Genomic DNA, 17,033 nt, shown 5'->3' on the forward strand with positions numbered 1-17,033 from the left:
GTCGGGCTTCTGTGCGGAGAGCAGCCGAGCATGGGCTCGGCTCTACAGGGCTTGGACGGCCACCGTACCGCCGCCGGGCATGGCCCGGCGCTACCGGCTACACCATCCCGCCATTGGCACGCAGCACCTGGCCGTTGATCCATCCGCCATCAGCGCCAGCCAGGAACGCCACCGCACCTGCGATGTCTTCCGGCGTGCCCAGTCGTTCGAGCGGATTCAACTTCGCGAGGCGATCAATCAGCTCCGGCGACTTGCCATCCAGGAACAGATCGGTGGCGGTCGGGCCCGGTGCCACCGCATTGACCGTGATGCCGCGCCCGCGCAGCTCTTTGCTGAGGATCGCACCGAGCGTCTCCACCGCTGCCTTGCTGGCCGCATAGACGCTGTAGTTTTCCAGCTTGATGCCGACCACGCTGGTGGACAGGGTGACGATGCGGCCGCCGTCGCGGACCCGTCGCGCGCTTTCGCGCAGCACGTTGAACGCGCCCTTCAGGTTGATGCCCATCACCCGCTCAAACAGTGCGTCGTCGCTGTCGGCCAGGGCGGCCAGCTGCAGGACGCCGGCACTGTTGACCACCACGTCGACGCCACCGAAGCGCGCCTCGATGGCATCGAACAGCTGGCGGACGGCCTGCGGGTCGGCGACATCGGCCTGGAGTGCGATGGCCTGGCCCCCGGCGGCGGTCAGTTCGGCCGCCAGCGCTTCAGCGTCATCGCGGCGCCCGGCGTAGTTGATGGCCACGGCATGGCCATCGGCAGACAGGCGACGCGAGATGGCCGCGCCGATACCGCGCGAGCCACCGGTGACCAGGGCGACGGAAGGGGAGGAGGCAACGGTCATGTTCAGTTCCAGCAGGACACGCCCGATCGGCGCAGGGCCATCTTCGCGCAGTCGCGTGTCCGGATAATCTGGCATGATCCGCCAACATCATCCGGCAGGCCGAACAATGGATCGCTTCACCGCCATGCGTGCCTTCGTCCGCATCGTCGAACGCCGCAGCTTCACCCGCGCGTCTGAAGACCTGAGCCTGCCGCGGGCCACGGTGACCGATGCGATCAAGGCGCTGGAACAGCGCCTGGGCGTGCGCCTGCTGCACCGGACCACGCGGCTGGTGGTGCCGACCCTGGAAGGCGAGGCGTTCTACGGTCGCTGCCTGCGCCTGATCGCCGACATGGACGATGCCGAGGCCGCCTTCCGTGACGTGCCGCCACGCGGCCCGCTGCGCATCGAGGTACACGGCACGCTGGGCCGCCACCTGTTGTTTCCGCACCTGCCGGACTTCCTGCAGCGCTACCCGGAGATTGAACTGGATGTCAGCGAAGGCGACCGCTACGTGGACCTGCTGCGGGAGGGCGTGGACGCGGCGCTGCGGGTCGGCAGCCTGGCCGACAGCGATCTGGCCGCGCGAAGGCTGGCCTTGCTGCGCGAAGTCACGGTGGCCTCGCCTGGCTACCTGCAGGCCCGGGGCGTGCCGGGCAGCATCGATGCCCTGCAGGACGGCCACGAAATGGTTGGCTATCGATCCAGCGCCACCGGGCAGCTGATTCCGCTGGAATTCCAGCTCGCTGGGCAGGTCTGCTACCTGCCGCTGCCGGCACGGGTGCGCGTTTCCGGCGCGGATGCGTTTCTTGGCGCCGCGCTGGCGGGGCTGGGCATCATCCAGGCGCCTCGCTACCGCATGGACCCGTACATTGCGCGCGGGCAGCTGGTGGAGCTGCTGCCGGAGGCGCCGCCCACGCCCAGCCCGCTCAGCGTGGTCTACCCGCGCAACCGCACGCCGTCACCCCGCCTGCGGGTGTTCATCGACTGGGTGGCCGGGGTATTCGACCAGGTCGGATAGTGCCGGCCGCTGGCCAGCGCCTGGCTCAGACGGCCATCGCAGGAGCGTGCGCCGTGAAGTGCGGCAGCACATGCTCGGCGATCTCGTGGAAGGTTTCGGCCAAGGTCCGTTCGTTGCGCCGGAACTGCAGCCCGATGTGGTCCACGCCGGCGGCCTGCATGGCCTGCAGTTCGGCCAGCAGCGCGTTGCGGCCGCCGCGCAGGCCGAAGCGCCAGCGTTGCAACGGCGCGTCCGCCTGGCCCAGCAGGTCCAGGTGGATGAAGCTGGCGTAGGGCTTGTCACCCGCAACCGCACGCCACGCTGCCACACGCTGAGCATGGTCCTGCGGCGTGCCGGGGTAGGCCAGGCAACCATCCATGTGCTGGCCGATCCACGCCGGCTGCTGCTGGGCCAGGCCGGCCACGAGCAGCGGCAGCGCTGGCCCGCCCGCGGGCAGCACGTCCAACCCCTGCGGCAGGTGCGCGGCGCCGCCCTCGCGCAGCAGCGCGACCTGGTCGCGGACGCGGCTGCCCCGGGTGTCGAAGTCACGACCGAACAGCGGGTACTCCACGGGCCGGTCGCCGCTGGCCACGCCCAGCAGCAGGCGGTCCCCGCTGAGCTGCTGCACGCTGCGCGCCGACTTCAGGGTCAGCAGCGGCTCGCGGATCGGCAGGACCACCGCGCCGGTACCCAGCAGGATGTTGTCGGTGATTCCGGCCAGGTAGCCCAGATAGGTGAACACCTCGAACACCTGCGCGGCATCGCCGAAGGCGGGGTCGTACACCGGCACGTCGCGTACCCACAGCGCGCGGAAGCCGAGGCGGTCGGCCAGCCGCGCGAGTTCGGCATGCCGCTGCAGGTCGGGTTCGCCGGGCAGGCGTCGCGCGGCGCGGCGCGCCTGTTCGCCCCGCGGCGTCCAGTCATTGTCCAGGGGGGCTTCGATGCCGATGCTGAAGCCACCGGCACGCAGCCGCGTCAACGCACTGCCCATGTCGATGCGCCTCAGTCCCAGGCCGGGGCCAGCCCCGGCGGGTCGACCTCGCGGCCGTTGCGTTCCAGCGCGGCGATCGCGGCCATGTCCTCGGCATCCAGATGCAGGTCCTGGGCGAGCAGGTTGCTGGCCAGGTTCTCGCGCTTGGTCGACGAGGGGATGACGGCGTAGCCCAGCTGGAGCGCCCAGGCCAGAGCCATCTGGGCCACCGTGGCCTGGTGCTTGTCGGCGATGCGGGCCAGCACGGGGTCTTTCAGCACCTTGCCGTAGGCCAGGGTCATGTACGAGGTCACGGCGATGCCCTGGTCCTTCAGGAACGCGGTCAGCGCCGGGCTCTGCAGGTACGGGCTCAGTTCGATCTGGTTGGTGGCGATCTGGCCGGCGCCGACGACGTCGATGGCCTGGCGGGTCAGCTCGATGTTGAAGTTGGAGACGCCGATCTGCCGGGCCAGGCCCAGCGTCTTCGCTTCAGCCAGCGCGGTCATGTATTCGCGCAGCTCGACGGCGCTGCCGGGGGCGGGCCAGTGGATCAGCAGCAGGTCGACATGGTCGGTGCGCAGCTTGGCCAGGCTGTCGCGCAGGCTGGGGATCAGCGCGTCGGCGGCATGGTTGTCGACCCAGATCTTGGTGGTCAGGAACAGCTGCTCGCGCGGCACGCCGGATTCGGCGATGGCCTGGCCGACCTCGGCCTCGTTGCCGTAGATCTGCGCGGTGTCGATGGCGCGGTAGCCGACGTCGAGCGCGTTGCGCACCGAGTCGATGACGGTCTGGCCGGTCAGGCGGAAGGTGCCGACGCCAAAGGAAGGAATGCTCATGGATGCTCCAGGCTGGAAGGGGAGCGGAGTGCTCCGACGGGGCCAGTCTGGCGGCTTTACATTTGCCGATTAAGCCGTGTATACGGGAAACGCTTTTGCGCCGGAGTAAAGAATGAAGACCACCCTGGATGAGATGAAGGCCTTCGTGGCGGTGGTCGACAGCGGCTCGATCACCGCAGCGGCCGAGGCACTGGAGCTGACCATCTCGGCCACCAGCCGCACCCTGGCGCGGCTGGAGGACAAGCTGCAGACCACGCTGCTGCGGCGGACCACCCGGCGCCTTGAACTGACCGAAGAAGGCGCGGCGTTCCTCGAGTACGCGCGTACCATCCTGGCCACGGTGGACGAGGCCGAGGAACAGATGGCCGCCCGCCGCCTGCAGCCGGTGGGACGCCTGCGCGTGGATGCCGCCACGCCTTTCATGCTGCACGTGATCGTGCCCTTGCTGGCGGGCTTCCGCGAACGCTACCCGCAGGTGGAGCTGGAACTGAACTCCAACGAGGGCATCACCGACCTGATCGAGAAGCGCACCGATGTGGCGTTCCGCATCGGCGTGCTGCGTGATTCCACCCTGCACGCACGGCCGATCGGCCACAGCCGCATCCGCGTGGTGGCCAGCCCGGACTACCTGCAGCGGCGCGGCTCGCCCAGCCGCATCGCCCAGTTGCGCGAGCATGATCTGCTGGGCTTCACCCAGCCCAGCTCGCTCAACGAATGGCCGCTGCGCGACGCCGACGGTGGCCCGTTCGTCATCCAGCCGGCCATCGCCTCGTCCAGTGGTGAAACGTTGCGGCAGATGGCCGTGGCCGGGCTGGGCATTGCCTGCCTTTCCGACTTCCTCACCCGTGAGGATCGCCGCGCAGGGCGGCTGGTGCAGCTGTTCGCGCGGCAGACCCAGGACGTGCTGCAGCCGATCAACGCGGTCTACTACCGCAACACCGCGCTGGCGGCACGCATCACCTGTTTCGTGGACCATGTGACGCAGACGCTGGGACAACGGCCGTTCGACGAGTGATGGCGTGCGTGGGTCAGCCGACCACCAGCGTCTGTGCCTCCAGGAACGCTTCCAGGCCCCACGCGCCACTCTCGCGGCCGATGCCCGACTGCTTCATGCCGCCGAACGGGGCCATCGGCTCATGCCGCAGGGTATTCACCAGTACCCGGCCGGACTGGATCTGTCGCGCCACCGCCGTCGCCCGCGCTTCATCGCTGCCGATCACCAGCGCACTCAATCCGTAGGCGGTGTCGTTGGCGATGGCCACCGCCTCTTCCTCGTCGCGGTAGCCGATCACGCACAGCACCGGCCCGAAGATTTCCTCGCGGGCAATGGTCATGTCGTTGCGCACGTCGGTGAACAGGGTAGGGCGCACGAACCAGCCCTTCTGCAGCCCCTCGGGGCGCCCTTCGCCACCGGCCAGCAGCCGCGCGCCTTCTGCGATGCCGGTCGTGATGTAGCCCTGCACGCGCTGCCACTGCCGTTCACTGACCATCGGCCCGACCGTGGTTGCCGCATCGCGCGGGTCGCCACTGCGCACGGCCCGTACGGCAGCCGCGAGGGCATCCTCGAACACCGCCCGGCGCGATTCGGGCACCAGGATGCGGGTGCCCGCAATGCAGGCCTGGCCACTGTTGATGAAACCGGCCTGCACGGCCAGCGCTGCGGCCGCCTGCGGGTCGGCATCGTCGAGGATCACCGTGGGCGACTTGCCGCCCAGCTCGAGGGTGACACGCTTGAAGGTGTCCGCACTGGAGCGCAGGATCGCGCGGCCGGTGGCGGTGGACCCGGTGAAGGAGATCTTGGCCACGTCGGGCGATGCGCTGAGCACGGCGCCGACGTCCTGGCCCAGACCGTTGACGATGTTGGCAACGCCGGCCGGCAGCTGCGCCGCGTGCAGCGCCTCCATCACCACCTGGGTCTGCAGCGCGGACATCTCGCTGGGCTTGACCACGGCGGTACAGCCGGCCGCCAGCGCGGTCGCAAGCTTGCCGCAGATGAAGGACGCATTGCTGTTCCAGGGCGTGATCAGGCCGGCCACGCCCACCGGCAGCAGATGCACCTGGGCCTGGCCGACGCCGCGCTGGAACGGGAAATCGGCCAGCACGCGCATCGCCTCGTCGATCACCTGCACGGGGTGCTCGACCATCCAGCGCGAACGTGCCGAGGGCGCACCGTACTCGGCCAGTACCGCCGCATGCAGGGCATCTTGGCGCTCGGCCATCGCATCGCGGAAACGGCCGAGCATGGCCAGGCGCTCGGCCACGCTGCGCGCGGCCTGTGCGGGAAGTGCCGCCTTGGCCGCGGCCACTGCACGTTCGGCATCGACCGCGTCGCCCAGCTGTACCGTGCCAATGACTGCTTCGGTGGCGGGGTTGTGCAGGTTGGCGTGGTGCTGGCCGTGGGACGCCACGAAGGCTCCGTTGATGAAGTGCTGGTCGATGCGTTGCATGGCCGGTTCCTGGGGAGTGAGAGGGTGTGGGCAGAGTCTGGCGCTGCTCGACCGTGCGGGGAATCCGGTCTATCGTGGATGGGGTGTCCTGGTTTTCGGGATGATTGAAGGCGCGCCATGCATCGTTCCGGGCTGGTTGAACTTGATGCCGTGCTGGCCGTGGCCCGCCGCGGCAGCTTCCGCGCGGCCGCGCGCGAACTGGGCATGTCCACCTCGGCGCTGAGCCATGCCGTGGCAAACCTGGAGGCTCGCCTGCAGGCGCGCCTGTTCCACCGCACCACGCGCAGCGTGGCCCTGACCGAAGCCGGCGCGCGCTACGTCGCGCGCATCGGCCCTGCGCTGGCCGAGATCCAGGCGGCGGCCGAAGAACTGCACGGCGATGCGCAGTACCCCAGTGGCGCGTTGCGCATCAGCGTGCCGCCGGAAAGCACGCGCATGCTGGCCGGGTTGGTGGCGGCCTTCGTGCAGCGCTACCCGCAGGTGCGGCTGGAGCTGTCCGCCGAGGCCCGGCTGGTGGACATCGTCGCCGATGGCTTCGATGCCGGCGTGCGCCTGCATGAGCAGGTGCCACAGGACATGGTGGCCTTGCCGCTCTATCGGCAGCAGCGCATGCGCGTGGTCGCGTCGCCTGCGTACCTGGCCGCGCACGGTACGCCGGACACGCCCGATGCGCTGGCCGGGCACGGCGCGATCCGCATGCGCCTGTCGCACGGCGGCGTGTATCGCTGGGAGCTGGAACACCGCGGCCAGGTGCTGCAGGTTGATCCACCGGCGCGCCTGGTGGTGGGTGAACTGCAGGCGGCACGGGCGGCGGCGCTGGCCGGGGTTGGCCTGGCCTTCCTGTCCGAATGGCATATCCGCGATGACCTGGACAGCGGGGCGCTGGTGCCGTTGCTGGATGCCTGGTGCCCGCCGTTCCCCGGCCTGTACCTGTACTTCCCGGGCCACCGGCACCTGCCGCCGCCGTCGAAGGCCTTCGCCGAGCTGCTGCGCGAACGCGATGCGCAGGGATTGGCCCCCGACGCGATGCAGTAGATCCACGCCATGCGTGGATAGCGGAAATCATCGTGGTGGCTCCGCGCTACCGCAATCCCCACATACTCGGCGTACACCCCATCACCCGCCGGAACGCGGCGCTGAACTTGCTGGGGTTGGCATAGCCGGCTGCCAGCGCCACGTCGGTCACCACGTAACCCTGCAGCAGCGCACTGGCGGCCCAGTGCATGCGGCGCCGGGTCAGGAATACATACGGCGATTGGCCACTGGCCGCGCGCAGGGCGCGGCCGAAGGCCGAGGCCTCCATCCCCACGGCCGCCGCCAGAGCCGCAACATCCAGCGCCTCGGCGCGGTGGGCATCAATGAATTCTTCCAGCTGCCGCAGCCGGCGCGCCGACAACGGTGTTGACGCCGGCGGCGGTGCAGGCGTCTGGCCTGCCAGCTGGCCGAGCCGGTGCAGCAGCACCGCGCTGCCCTGCTGCAGGAAGCCGGGAAGGCAGGCGTCGGCCTGGGCGCTTGACCACAGTGCCTGCAGTACCGACGCAATCACCGGATCCTCGTGCAGCCGGGTGGCCAGCGGCAACAGCGGCGCCAGCAGCTGCGCGGCCTGCGGATGCAGGCGGGTATCAATGGCGATGCCGAGCAGGTCCACCGCCGGGCTGGCGTAGCTGCCGGCATCACCGGGCAGCACCAGGTTGAACTGGCCCGGCCGCCAACGTTCCTGCAGCCGGCCCAGCGCCGTGCGCTGATGCAGTGGGCCGCCACCGGCCAGGGCCAGGCCCAGCCGCAGCTGATCGGGATGACCCATCCTGCCTTCGCTGGCTTCGAAGCGATGCCGCAGCAGCACGATCCCCCCATCGTCGCTGGCGTGGGTGCCGAGCGCGGGATGACCGGTCTCGCGTTGCAGCTGGGCGGCGAGGGCGGGCATGGCGGTTCCCGGAATGGAGTGTCGGCGCACGGAATGGAGTGGCTGCTTCAGTTGAGTGTTACATCATAACAATGTGTGCCAGCCGTCCTGCCAGGCACCTGTCCGTTCCCCGAGAGGTTTCCCTTGAAAGCCCCCGTTTCGTCCGCCGCACTGGTCGCGGTGTCACTGATCGTTCCCGTCCTGCCCGTCCATGCCCAGCAGAAGGACGCCGCCACCACGCTTGACGGCGTGATGGTCACCGGCTCCAAGCGTGATACGCCCTACCTGAAGAGCGACCTGTCGGTCACCGTGCTTGACCGCGAGGCGCTGCAGCAGGCCGGCGTCACCGAGTTCCGTGATCTGGACAAGCTGGCACCCAACGTCAAGTTCAACGTAATGGGCCAGCTCAGCAACATGTTCATCTCCATCCGCGGGATCGAGTCCAATCCGTTCCTGGTCAACCGCGCCTCGGTCTACATCGATGGCATCCCGTTCCGCGAACTGAGCAATGCCGTGCTCAACCAGGTCGAATCGGTCGAGGTGCTGCGTGGCCCGCAGGGCACGCTGTACGGCGCCAACAGTGAATCAGGCCTGGTGCTGGTGCGTACCCGCGGCCCGTCCGATGCCACCGAAGGTGAAGTGAACCTGCGCCAGACCTGGTTCGGCAACGGCGGCGGCACCGCGCTGGATGGCTTCCTGTCCGGCCCCCTGGACAAGGGCGGGGCGCTGACCGGTTCGGTCGCCTTCATGGGATCGAAGGAGGATGCCTACCTGAAGAACCTGACGCCATCCGGTGCGCGCGGCAAGGTGGATGAAGGCTACCTGCAGGGCAAGCTGCGCTGGCGGCCCAGCGATTACGTGCAGGTCAACGCGCTGGCCTACCATCTGCGCACGCGCGCGCCGGGCATGTTCGAGTATGAGTATCTGCCGCTGGATACCGGCCTGTACAACCGCACCTACGGCAGCAGCCTCAACGGCGGCCGCCAGGCAGGTGATTTTACCTACATCAATGACGCGCCCAAGCGCACCGAGAAGGATGAGACCGTGGCAGGCCTGAGCGCGCAGTGGCAGCTGCAGGCCGGCACGCTGGATGTCGCCACCTCCTACCGTGGCGAGGAGGTGATGTCGGCCGGCTACGATTTCGACATGACCGCCAGCGCCGCACTGGCCGGCCGCATCTACGACAAGAAGAACGAATGGACCGCCGAGGCGCGTTTCAGCTCGCCCAGCGATCAGGCGCTGACCTGGATGGCCGGCGTGGCGACCTACCGCACGGGCAAGGATTCCATCCTCGGTACGTTTGTCGGTGCGGCCACACGCGGCCTGGACAGCTACAACCTGGCGCCGCGGCAGACCTCCAAGGGCGAGGACTACAGCGTGTTCGCCACTGCCAGCTATACCTTGCCGGCGCTGCCGAAGCTGACCGCCAGCGTGGGCCTGCGCCACGAGCAGGCACGACGTTCCACCGAACAGCGAGCCGGCGCACTGGACCTGGGCGCCGGTGGACGGGTGCTGTACCGCGACGCGGCACTGGCCCACACGTTCTCGGCCACGTTGCCGCGCGTGTCGCTGCGCTACGACGCAAGCGACGACCTGTCCTTCTATGCGGCCTCGGCCAAGGGCTACATCCCGGGTGGCTTCAACCTGGCGGCCGCCCAGAGCGATGTGGTCAACGAGAAGGTGCTGCGTTACGAATCCGAGCGCATGTGGAGCCACGAGCTGGGCTTCAAGATGAACCTGGCCGGCGGCCGCGGCCACATCGGCGGTGCGCTGTTCCACATCACCTCGGACAACTGGCAGGAGATCCAGGTCGCCACCGATGCTGATGGCCGGCCGATCTCTTCGGACTACGTGGGTTCTGATGCCTCGATCCGCTCGCGCGGCGCAGAGCTGGAAGGTGTCTTCGACGTGTTGCCGCAGCTGACCGTAATGGCCAACCTGGGCTACGTGGACGCGAAGTACACCAAGCTGTGGGTCAGCGCGGATCAGAACCTTGCCGGCAACCGGGTCAAACTGACCCCGCATTACACCGGCTATCTGGCCGCGCGCTACCAGTTCGATTCGGGGGTGTTTGCGCGGGTGGAATCGCAGTTCACCGGATCCAGTGCCCTCGATGAGCGCAACCGCGCGTTCCAGCCGGCGGTGGCGGTGCTCGGGCTGCAGGTGGGGTACGACACGGGACCGTGGAGCACTCGCCTGTTCGTGCAGAACCTGACCGGCAAGCGGCGCATCAATGGCCTGATCTTCGACAACCTTGCCTTCGGGCGAGATGGCAACTATTACGGCCCCGTGGACCATCCGCGCATCTATGGTGCCGAGGTGGGTTACCGTTTCTGAGTGCGTTGCCGGCCAGCGGCCGGCGCTACCAGGCGTAGCGCGCGGCCCGAGATCGGGTAGTGCCGGCCGCTGGCCGGCAGCCCAACGCTACCGGGGGCGGTGCAGCGCCCGGAGGTTGCGGATATGTGCGGCGGCCAGCAGCACACCGCCGCAGGCGCTCGCCACGCCATGCCACACCAGCGATTCCTTCAGGGGCAGGTACAGCGAGGACGACAGCAGCGCGAACGCACCGCAGGCGGCCAGGCGCAGCGGACCGGCCTGGCCATGCCGGCGCCAGCCGGAGGCGGTGCTGGCGGCGGCCACGCTGGACGCCAACAGGGCGAACACCCATTCCCAGCGTGACATCACCAGCAGCGCGGTCATCGCGCCGTGGGCCGGGTGCTGGAACGAACGCAGCGCCATCATCGCCGCAGGCACGAAGGCCAGCAGCAGGGGCAGGGTGACGCAGTGCGCGGCGCAGGCCAGGGACAGCCAGGCGCCGGCCAGGTCGAGACGGGGGTGCCAGCGTGCCGAAACAGGCGGCTGGGGCAATGCCCTTGCGGGCGGTGTGGGGATGTGGTCCATAATGTTACATAGTAACAACATGAGACTCCCCCATGAAGCGTTCTGTTTTGCTGTACCTGTTGTTTGCCGCGCCCGCCGTGCACGCGCATGACGTTCGCCAGCTCGGTGCGCATGTGCATGGCCAGGCCACCGTTGACCTTGCCATTGACCAGGGCAGGCTTGAGCTCGCCCTGCAGGCACCGGGCATCGGTATCCTCGATTTCGAACGACCGCCGGCCAACGCGGGCGAACAGGCCGCGCTGGACTCGGCACTGGCTGCGTTGAAGCGCGCCGACTGGCTGACCCTGCCCAGCGCAGCGCAGTGCACGCCGTTGCACCGTGACGCGCACGCCGAAGGCTTCGCTGCCGCAGCGGCGACCCCGGCCACTGCAGCGGGCAAGCATGCGCACGCAGGCTTCACTGCCGAGCTGAGCTACCAGTGCGCCAACCCCGCCGCACTGCGCGTGCTGGTGCTGTCGCTGCCCAAGGCCTTCCCGAACCTGCACGAGGTCATCGTCAACACGGCCACCCCGGCCGGCCAGGGCCGCACCGTGCTGAGCGCCGACAACCTGCGCGTGGTGCTGGCGCCATGACGTCCGCCGCGGTGATCGCACTGGACCAGGTGCGCTTCAGCTACGGCGGGCGCGCCGTGCTGGATATCCCGCAGCTGCAGATTGCCCCGGGCAGCAGTGTGCTGCTGCGGGGTGCCAGCGGTTCGGGCAAGAGCACCCTGCTGGGCCTGCTGGCGGGCGTGCTGACGCCGGAGCAGGGCGAAGTAAGGGTCGCCGGTGCGCCGCTGCACGCACTCAGGCCGGCGGCCCGCGACCGTTTCCGCGCCGACCAGCTGGGCGTGATCTTCCAGCAGTTCAACCTGCTGCCGTTCCTCAGCGTGCGCGACAACATCGCGCTGGGGCTGCGCTTCTCGCCACTGCGCAGCGGGCGGGTGGGCCGGCCGGTCGATGATGAGATCAAGCGCCTGCTGCAGGCCCTGCAGCTGCCGCCGGACCTGCTGCTGCGCCGGGCCGGCACGCTCAGCGTGGGCCAGCAGCAGCGGGTGGCCGCCGCGCGTGCGCTGATCGGCCGTCCTGCGGTGCTGCTGGCCGATGAGCCGACCTCGGCCCTCGACCGTGGCGCCGCCACCGCCTTCCTGCAAGTGATGGCGGCGCAATGTGCGGCAGCCGGCACCACGGCGGTGGTGGTCAGCCATGACGACAGCCTGCAGCCGCTGTTCGACCGCGTGGTGCAACTGCAGGACATCAATCACGCCGGAGCCGTCCATGCTTGAACTTGCCTGGGCCAGCCTGCGCAGCCGTGCGCTGAGCGTGGCCCTTACCGTGCTGGTCATCACCCTCAGCGTGACCCTGCTGCTGGGCGTGGAGCGCGTCCGCGTGCAGGCCCACGAGGGGTTTGCCAGCACCGTTTCCGGCACCGATCTGATTGTCGGCGCGCGCTCGGGGCCGGTGAACCTGCTGCTGTATTCGGTGTTCCACATCGGTGACCCGACCAACAACGTGTCCTGGCAGTCCTACCAGGAACTGTCCACGCTGCCGCAGGTGAAGTGGGCGGTGCCGCTGTCGCTGGGCGATTCCTGGCGTGGCTACCGGGTCATCGGCACCACCGCCGGCTACTTCCAGCATTACCGCTACGGGGCCGGGCACCTGCTCGCCTTCGCCGAGGGCACGCCGTTCGATGATCTCTATGATGCGGTCATCGGCGCCGACGTCGCCCGCGCGCAGGGCGTACGGGTGGGTGATGAAATGATCCTGGCCCATGGCACTGCCGCCGTGACCCTGGCCAGGCATGCCGACAAGCCGTTCCGCATCCGCGGCGTGCTGCAGCGTACCGGCACGCCGGTGGATTCTTCGGTGCTGGTGTCGTTGCCGGCGATCGAGGCCATCCACGTGGACTGGCGCTCCGGCGTGCAGCTGCGCGGGCACGCGGTGAGCGCCGAGCAAGCACGGCACCTGGACCTGACGCCGACCAGCATCACCGCCTTCATGCTCGGCCTCAACTCGCGCATTGCCACGTTCTCTGTGCAGCGCGCCATCAATGACTATCCCGATGAGGCCCTGCTGGCGATCCTGCCCGGTGTCACCCTGCAGCAGCTGTGGCAGTCGCTCGGGACCGCCGAGCGGGCGCTGCAGCTGATCAGCGCGATGGTGGTGCTGCTGGGCCTGGTCTCGCTGGTGGCGCTGCTGGTGTCGACCCTGCACGAGCGCCGCCGCGAAATGGCCGTGCTGCGCGCCACCGGTGCACGGCCGCGCTACATCGCCAGCCTGCTGGTGCTGGAAGCGGTGGCGACCAGTGGCATGGCCTGCGTGCTGGCACTGGCCGTGCTGGTCAGCGCCAGCCTGGCCGGGCGTGGCTGGGCGCTGTCGAATTTCGGGCTGTCGATCACCCATGTCTGGCCGGATCTGCGCGAGCTGGCCTGGGTGGGCGGGGTGCTGGTGCTCAGTGCATTGGCCGGCCTGGTGCCGGCGCTGCTGGCCTACCGCCGCACCGTGGCCGACGGCCTCTCGGCGGGGGGCTGAACCATGCGCACCTGGATCGCCCTTGCGTTGATGCTGATGCTGGCCGGCTGCGAGCGCCCGGTGGATACCGGTGTGCAGGCCCTGCCACCGACGCCGGTGCAGGAGGGCACGGGAACCACTGCTGTCGCCGAGCAGGAACTGGACTGGCTGCAGATGATGCCTGCCGATGAGCTGGCCGCGCTGGAGCGTGGCGATGGCCCGGAGGTGAAGCACAGCGGCAACCGGCGCATGGCCCAGTTCGGCACCTTCCGCACGGTGGATGCGGTGCTGGACCGCGCCGTGCGCCTGCCCGGCTACGTGGTGCCGCTGGCCAATGCCGCCGACGGACGCTTGTCCGAGTTCCTGTTCGTGCCGTACTACGGCGCCTGCATCCACGTGCCGCCGCCGCCACCGAACCAGATCGTGCACGTGCGGCTGTCGCGCCCGATCGACATGCCGGACATGTATTCGCCGTTCTTCCTGGCCGGCACGCTGCGCGGCGAACGCGTGGACGATGATCTGGCCGGTTCGGCCTACACCATGGTTGATCCGCAGTTGAGGCCCTATGAACCGTAATGCCTGCGTGCTGGTGGTGATGTTGCTGGCTGCCTGCAGCCGGCCCGGTGGTGATGTGCCTGCCGCGGAAGCAGAAACTCCTGTGGCCACGACACGGCCGGAGGCCGCAACCACGGCGGACACGGCCGCGCCTGGCGATGCCGCGATCACCGCGTGGAGTGACCTGATGCCCGAGGACGACGCCTTCCTGCGCCCGCCGCCGCAGATCGGGATTGATCGCAGCGGTGGCATGGGGGCGATGTCCGGCGTCGGTGGGCTGATCGATGACACGGGTTCGGGCACGCCGCCGGGCGCGGCCATCGACCATTCCAGCCCCGACCGCGCCCAGCAGTTCGGCTCGGCCGCCGTGGTCGATGGCGTGGACGGTCGCGCGATCGACCTGGATGGCTACGTGGTGCCGCTGGCCATGGACGATGCCGGCGCCGTGAATGAACTGCTGTTCGTGCCGTTCTACGGTGCCTGCATCCACGTGCCGCCACCGCCGCCGAACCAGATCATCCACGTGACCCTGGAACGGCCCATCGCACTGGGCAACCTGTGGGATGCCTATCGGCTGTCGGGCCACCTGCGCATCAAGCGCTTCGAGGCCGACATCGCCAGTGCGTCCTACGACGCGGACGCGGCCACGCTGACGGCGATCGACCGTTGATGCCGCGTACGCGCTGGCTGTGCATCGGCGCAGCCCTGCTGCTTGGCGCTGCGCTGCTGGTCTGGCAGCGCTGGACGTCGCCGGTGCGGCCGCCGCCAGTGGCGTTCCCTGCGCCCATTCCCGCACTGCAGGCCGACATCGAACGGCACCTGCGCGAGGATCGCGCCTTCCGTGACGACGTGGTGTTCCTGCTGGTGGCCACCGTGCGTGACCGGTGTGTACCGGCCGAGGCCGGCGTGCTGGCACGGATGGCCAACCGCGCGGCGCTGCCGGTGCTGGGTGCGATCAGTGCAGTGACCGCGCAGGACCGCAGGCTCGACCGGCCGATCTACCAGTACATCCAGCACCGCGCCGACAGCACGGCCTGCGGCGAGCCGCTGCAGCTGCCGGACGCAGGCCAGGGGCGCCTGCAGGTGGATGTCGAGCAGTACGCGCGCAGCTTTCCCGACAGCTACTACGATCCCACGCACAGCAGCCCGCCGCGCGACTTCGCCGGCCACAGCCTGGTCGAGCGCGCCGGCGATGCCTGCAACAGCGTGGTGTATTCGGTGCTGCCGCTGGGGCCGGGGGACTGGCGCTGCAGCATGCTGCGTGCCACGGCGCGCCGCCATGTGCGCGAGCTCTGCGAAGGCGAGCTGCAGCGCCAGCATGGCAGCACCGGTGGCGAACTCGACATGGCCGTGGGGCAGGGCATGCAGGGCGCGGTGGTGGCGACCATCGCTGCGTTGCCGGAAGGCTGCCGGTAACCCCGCGTTTGTAGAGCCGAGCCATGCTCGGCTGCTCCAGAATTGTTCCGTGCGCAGTCGAGCAAGCTCGACTCTACCTGAACGAGGCCGCGGCTCACGCCTATAACTGTACAGGACGTCCTGTATAGTTACGAACCTCAACCCGTTCCTGCAGGTCTGTTCCATGGCGCTTTCCCAGCCCCTGGCCGGTGCTCCGGCCCTGTCCCGTGCCCGTCGCTGGGCGCTGCTGTTCACCGTGGCTGCCGGCCTGTTGCTGGTCACGCTGGACAACTCGGTGCTGTACACCGCGCTGCCCACCCTGACCGAGGAGCTGTCCGCCAGCGCAGGGCAGGCGCTGTGGATCATCAACGCCTACCCGCTGGTGATGGCCGGCCTGCTGCTGGGCGCCGGTACCCTGGGTGACCGGTTGGGCCACCGCCGGATGTTCCTGATCGGCCTGGTCGTGTTCGGTATCGCCTCGCTGGCGGCCGCGTTCTCAGCCACGCCCGCGCAGTTGATCGCGGCGCGTGCCGTCCTTGCCGTCGGTGCGGCGGCCATGATGCCGGCCACCCTGGCGCTGATCGGCCTCAGCTTCCACGAGGAGCGCGAACGCAACATCGCCATCGCCCTCTGGGGTTCGGTGGCCATCGTTGGTGCAGCGCTCGGCCCGATCATCGGCGGCCTGCTGCTGCAGCATTTCTGGTGGGGTTCGGTGTTCCTGATCAACGTGCCGGTAGTGGTGGTGGCGTTCATTGCGACCCTGCTGCTGGCGCCGGAAGGCCAGCGCGACACCTCGCGCCCCTGGGACATGCCGTCCTCGCTGCTGGCGCTGGCGGCCCTGTCCGGGCTGGTGCTGGCCATCAAATCGCTGATCGCCACGCCGCCTTCGTATGCCCAGGGTGTGGGTGCGCTGCTGCTGGCAGGTGTCAGCGGCACTGCGTTCGCGCGTCGCCAGCAGCGCCTTGCCTATCCGCTGCTGGATTTCGCCATCTTCCGCAATCCCGCCTTCCTCGCCGGCACGCTGTCGGCGGTGTTCACCCTGTTCGCGCTGGCGGGCCTGCAGCTGGTCACCACGCAGCGCTTCCAGCTGGTGGCCGGCTTCAGCCCGCTGCAGGCCGGCCTGCTGGTTTCGGTAGCCGCGTTGGGCAGCCTGCCCAGTGCACTGCTGGGTGGCAGCATCCTGCACCGCGTCGGCCTGCGTCCGTTGATCTGTGGCGGCCTGGCGACCGGCGCGGTGGGCGTGGCCTTGGTGGCGTTCGGTTTCCCGCATGGCGTGGGCTGGGTGGTGGCGGGCATGGCGCTGACCGGCGTGGGCATGGGCGCGGCGATCTCGGTGGCGTCCACCGCCATCCTCAACAACGTGCCGGCACACCGCGCCGGCATGGCGTCGTCGGTGGAAGAAGTCTCCTATGAATTCGGTGGCCTGCTGGCGGTGGCGTTGCTGGGCAGCCTGGGGGCGGCGATGTATGGTGCGTTCCTGCCCGATGTCGCGGACATGCCCGCGGCGGCGCGCGACGGCTTCACCCAGGCACTGCACCTGGCGCGCGAAGGCGGGCAGGGGGCGTGGTTCGCGCAGGCGGTGGCCGCCTATGACCGTGGCTACCAGATCGTGCTGCTGGTCATCATGGCGGTGCTCGCCGCAGGTGCCGCGGTGCTGGCGCGCCTGCTGCGCGGGCGCGTGGGTGGCCGCGACGGCGCAGGTGATCGCGTAAAGTAA

Annotated in this window: 17 protein-coding genes; 11 read left to right on the plus strand and 6 right to left on the minus strand. The window is 69.2% G+C overall.

Features of this window, described 5'->3' with window-relative positions:
• Nucleotides 1–97: 97 nt before the first annotated feature.
• Nucleotides 98–841 (minus strand): SDR family oxidoreductase, encoded by a 744-nt coding sequence (locus tag QMZ26_RS00050; RefSeq protein WP_283220308.1) that lies wholly within the window; start codon nt 839–841, stop codon nt 98–100.
• A 106-nt stretch (nt 842–947) separates the two neighbouring features.
• On the opposite strand from QMZ26_RS00050, the gene QMZ26_RS00055 reads away from it, so the two are divergent.
• Entirely contained in the window at nt 948–1,841 is an 894-nt protein-coding gene (locus QMZ26_RS00055; protein WP_283220157.1) for a LysR family transcriptional regulator, read from the plus strand.
• A 25-nt stretch (nt 1,842–1,866) separates the two neighbouring features.
• On the opposite strand, the gene QMZ26_RS00060 is transcribed toward QMZ26_RS00055, so the two are convergent.
• Nucleotides 1,867–2,811, minus strand: a complete 945-nt coding sequence (locus QMZ26_RS00060; protein ID WP_283220158.1) for a TIGR03571 family LLM class oxidoreductase — start codon at nt 2,809–2,811, stop codon at nt 1,867–1,869.
• Between the two features lie 11 nt (nt 2,812–2,822).
• On the minus strand, nt 2,823–3,626 hold the full coding sequence (gene dkgB / locus QMZ26_RS00065; RefSeq protein ID WP_283220159.1) for a 2,5-didehydrogluconate reductase DkgB: 804 nt from the start codon (nt 3,624–3,626) through the stop codon (nt 2,823–2,825).
• Nucleotides 3,627–3,738: 112 nt separating this feature from the next.
• On the opposite strand from dkgB, the gene QMZ26_RS00070 reads away from it, so the two are divergent.
• Nucleotides 3,739–4,641: a LysR family transcriptional regulator gene (locus QMZ26_RS00070; protein WP_200732401.1), complete on the plus strand. Its 903-nt coding sequence runs from the start codon at nt 3,739–3,741 to the stop codon at nt 4,639–4,641.
• Nucleotides 4,642–4,654: 13 nt separating this feature from the next.
• Here the strand turns inward: QMZ26_RS00070 and QMZ26_RS00075 are convergent, their stop codons facing one another.
• Nucleotides 4,655–6,073 (minus strand): aldehyde dehydrogenase family protein, encoded by a 1,419-nt coding sequence (locus QMZ26_RS00075; protein WP_283220160.1) that lies wholly within the window; start codon nt 6,071–6,073, stop codon nt 4,655–4,657.
• A gap of 117 nt (nt 6,074–6,190) precedes the next feature.
• Here QMZ26_RS00075 and QMZ26_RS00080 point away from each other — a divergent pair, with 117 nt between their 5' ends.
• Entirely contained in the window at nt 6,191–7,108 is a 918-nt protein-coding gene (locus QMZ26_RS00080; RefSeq protein ID WP_283220161.1) for a LysR family transcriptional regulator, read from the plus strand.
• 46 nt (nt 7,109–7,154) lie between these two features.
• Here the strand turns inward: QMZ26_RS00080 and QMZ26_RS00085 are convergent, their stop codons facing one another.
• Nucleotides 7,155–7,997, minus strand: a complete 843-nt coding sequence (locus tag QMZ26_RS00085) for a helix-turn-helix transcriptional regulator (RefSeq protein ID WP_283220162.1) — start codon at nt 7,995–7,997, stop codon at nt 7,155–7,157.
• A 123-nt stretch (nt 7,998–8,120) separates the two neighbouring features.
• Between QMZ26_RS00085 and QMZ26_RS00090 the strand changes: the two genes are divergently transcribed.
• Nucleotides 8,121–10,313, plus strand: coding sequence for a TonB-dependent receptor (locus QMZ26_RS00090; protein WP_283220163.1), 2,193 nt, complete (start codon nt 8,121–8,123; stop codon nt 10,311–10,313).
• A gap of 87 nt (nt 10,314–10,400) precedes the next feature.
• Here QMZ26_RS00090 and QMZ26_RS00095 read toward each other — a convergent pair whose 3' ends face one another.
• On the minus strand, nt 10,401–10,877 hold the full coding sequence (locus QMZ26_RS00095) for a MerC domain-containing protein (protein ID WP_283220164.1): 477 nt from the start codon (nt 10,875–10,877) through the stop codon (nt 10,401–10,403).
• 32 nt (nt 10,878–10,909) lie between these two features.
• Here QMZ26_RS00095 and QMZ26_RS00100 point away from each other — a divergent pair, with 32 nt between their 5' ends.
• From QMZ26_RS00100 to QMZ26_RS00130, 7 genes are all read left to right on the plus strand, one after another.
• Complete coding sequence (locus tag QMZ26_RS00100; protein WP_283220165.1) at nt 10,910–11,449, plus strand: DUF2796 domain-containing protein; 540 nt, start codon at nt 10,910–10,912, stop codon at nt 11,447–11,449.
• Entirely contained in the window at nt 11,446–12,141 is a 696-nt protein-coding gene (locus QMZ26_RS00105) for an ABC transporter ATP-binding protein (RefSeq protein ID WP_283220166.1), read from the plus strand. The genes QMZ26_RS00100 and QMZ26_RS00105 overlap by 4 nt, the downstream gene beginning before the upstream one ends.
• Nucleotides 12,134–13,387 (plus strand): ABC transporter permease, encoded by a 1,254-nt coding sequence (locus tag QMZ26_RS00110; RefSeq protein ID WP_283220167.1) that lies wholly within the window; start codon nt 12,134–12,136, stop codon nt 13,385–13,387. Before QMZ26_RS00105 ends, QMZ26_RS00110 begins: the two co-directional genes overlap by 8 nt.
• Nucleotides 13,388–13,390: 3 nt before the next feature.
• Nucleotides 13,391–13,942: a DUF3299 domain-containing protein gene (locus QMZ26_RS00115; RefSeq protein WP_283220168.1), complete on the plus strand. Its 552-nt coding sequence runs from the start codon at nt 13,391–13,393 to the stop codon at nt 13,940–13,942.
• Nucleotides 13,932–14,591, plus strand: a complete 660-nt coding sequence (locus QMZ26_RS00120) for a DUF3299 domain-containing protein (RefSeq protein WP_283220169.1) — start codon at nt 13,932–13,934, stop codon at nt 14,589–14,591. The genes QMZ26_RS00115 and QMZ26_RS00120 overlap by 11 nt, the downstream gene beginning before the upstream one ends.
• A complete protein-coding gene (locus tag QMZ26_RS00125; protein ID WP_283220170.1) occupies nt 14,591–15,337 on the plus strand; it encodes a hypothetical protein in 747 nt (248 codons plus the stop codon). Before QMZ26_RS00120 ends, QMZ26_RS00125 begins: the two co-directional genes overlap by 1 nt.
• Nucleotides 15,338–15,500: 163 nt before the next feature.
• On the plus strand, nt 15,501–17,033 hold the full coding sequence (locus QMZ26_RS00130; RefSeq protein ID WP_283220171.1) for an MFS transporter: 1,533 nt from the start codon (nt 15,501–15,503) through the stop codon (nt 17,031–17,033).

Source organism: Stenotrophomonas sp. PFBMAA-4 (genome assembly GCF_030053215.1).
In the GTDB taxonomy this organism is placed as follows: Bacteria; Pseudomonadota; Gammaproteobacteria; order Xanthomonadales; family Xanthomonadaceae; genus Stenotrophomonas.

Bases quoted from the DNA above. Each gene is read 5' to 3' on its own strand.
- QMZ26_RS00100 (WP_283220165.1), top strand. From the start codon at position 10,910: ATGAAGCGTTCTGTTTTGCTGTACCTGTTGTTTGCCGCGCCCGCCGTG.
- QMZ26_RS00070 (WP_200732401.1), top strand. From the start codon at position 3,739: ATGAAGACCACCCTGGATGAGATGAAGGCCTTCGTGGCGGTGGTCGAC.
- QMZ26_RS00095 (WP_283220164.1), bottom strand. From the start codon at position 10,877: ATGGACCACATCCCCACACCGCCCGCAAGGGCATTGCCCCAGCCGCCT.
- QMZ26_RS00105 (WP_283220166.1), top strand. From the start codon at position 11,446: ATGACGTCCGCCGCGGTGATCGCACTGGACCAGGTGCGCTTCAGCTAC.
- QMZ26_RS00085 (WP_283220162.1), bottom strand. From the start codon at position 7,997: ATGCCCGCCCTCGCCGCCCAGCTGCAACGCGAGACCGGTCATCCCGCG.
- QMZ26_RS00080 (WP_283220161.1), top strand. From the start codon at position 6,191: ATGCATCGTTCCGGGCTGGTTGAACTTGATGCCGTGCTGGCCGTGGCC.
- QMZ26_RS00075 (WP_283220160.1), bottom strand. From the start codon at position 6,073: ATGCAACGCATCGACCAGCACTTCATCAACGGAGCCTTCGTGGCGTCC.
- QMZ26_RS00130 (WP_283220171.1), top strand. From the start codon at position 15,501: ATGGCGCTTTCCCAGCCCCTGGCCGGTGCTCCGGCCCTGTCCCGTGCC.
- QMZ26_RS00050 (WP_283220308.1), bottom strand. From the start codon at position 841: ATGACCGTTGCCTCCTCCCCTTCCGTCGCCCTGGTCACCGGTGGCTCG.
- QMZ26_RS00125 (WP_283220170.1), top strand. From the start codon at position 14,591: ATGCCGCGTACGCGCTGGCTGTGCATCGGCGCAGCCCTGCTGCTTGGC.
- QMZ26_RS00110 (WP_283220167.1), top strand. From the start codon at position 12,134: ATGCTTGAACTTGCCTGGGCCAGCCTGCGCAGCCGTGCGCTGAGCGTG.
- QMZ26_RS00060 (WP_283220158.1), bottom strand. From the start codon at position 2,811: ATGGGCAGTGCGTTGACGCGGCTGCGTGCCGGTGGCTTCAGCATCGGC.
- dkgB (WP_283220159.1), bottom strand. From the start codon at position 3,626: ATGAGCATTCCTTCCTTTGGCGTCGGCACCTTCCGCCTGACCGGCCAG.
- QMZ26_RS00120 (WP_283220169.1), top strand. From the start codon at position 13,932: ATGAACCGTAATGCCTGCGTGCTGGTGGTGATGTTGCTGGCTGCCTGC.
- QMZ26_RS00055 (WP_283220157.1), top strand. From the start codon at position 948: ATGGATCGCTTCACCGCCATGCGTGCCTTCGTCCGCATCGTCGAACGC.
- QMZ26_RS00115 (WP_283220168.1), top strand. From the start codon at position 13,391: ATGCGCACCTGGATCGCCCTTGCGTTGATGCTGATGCTGGCCGGCTGC.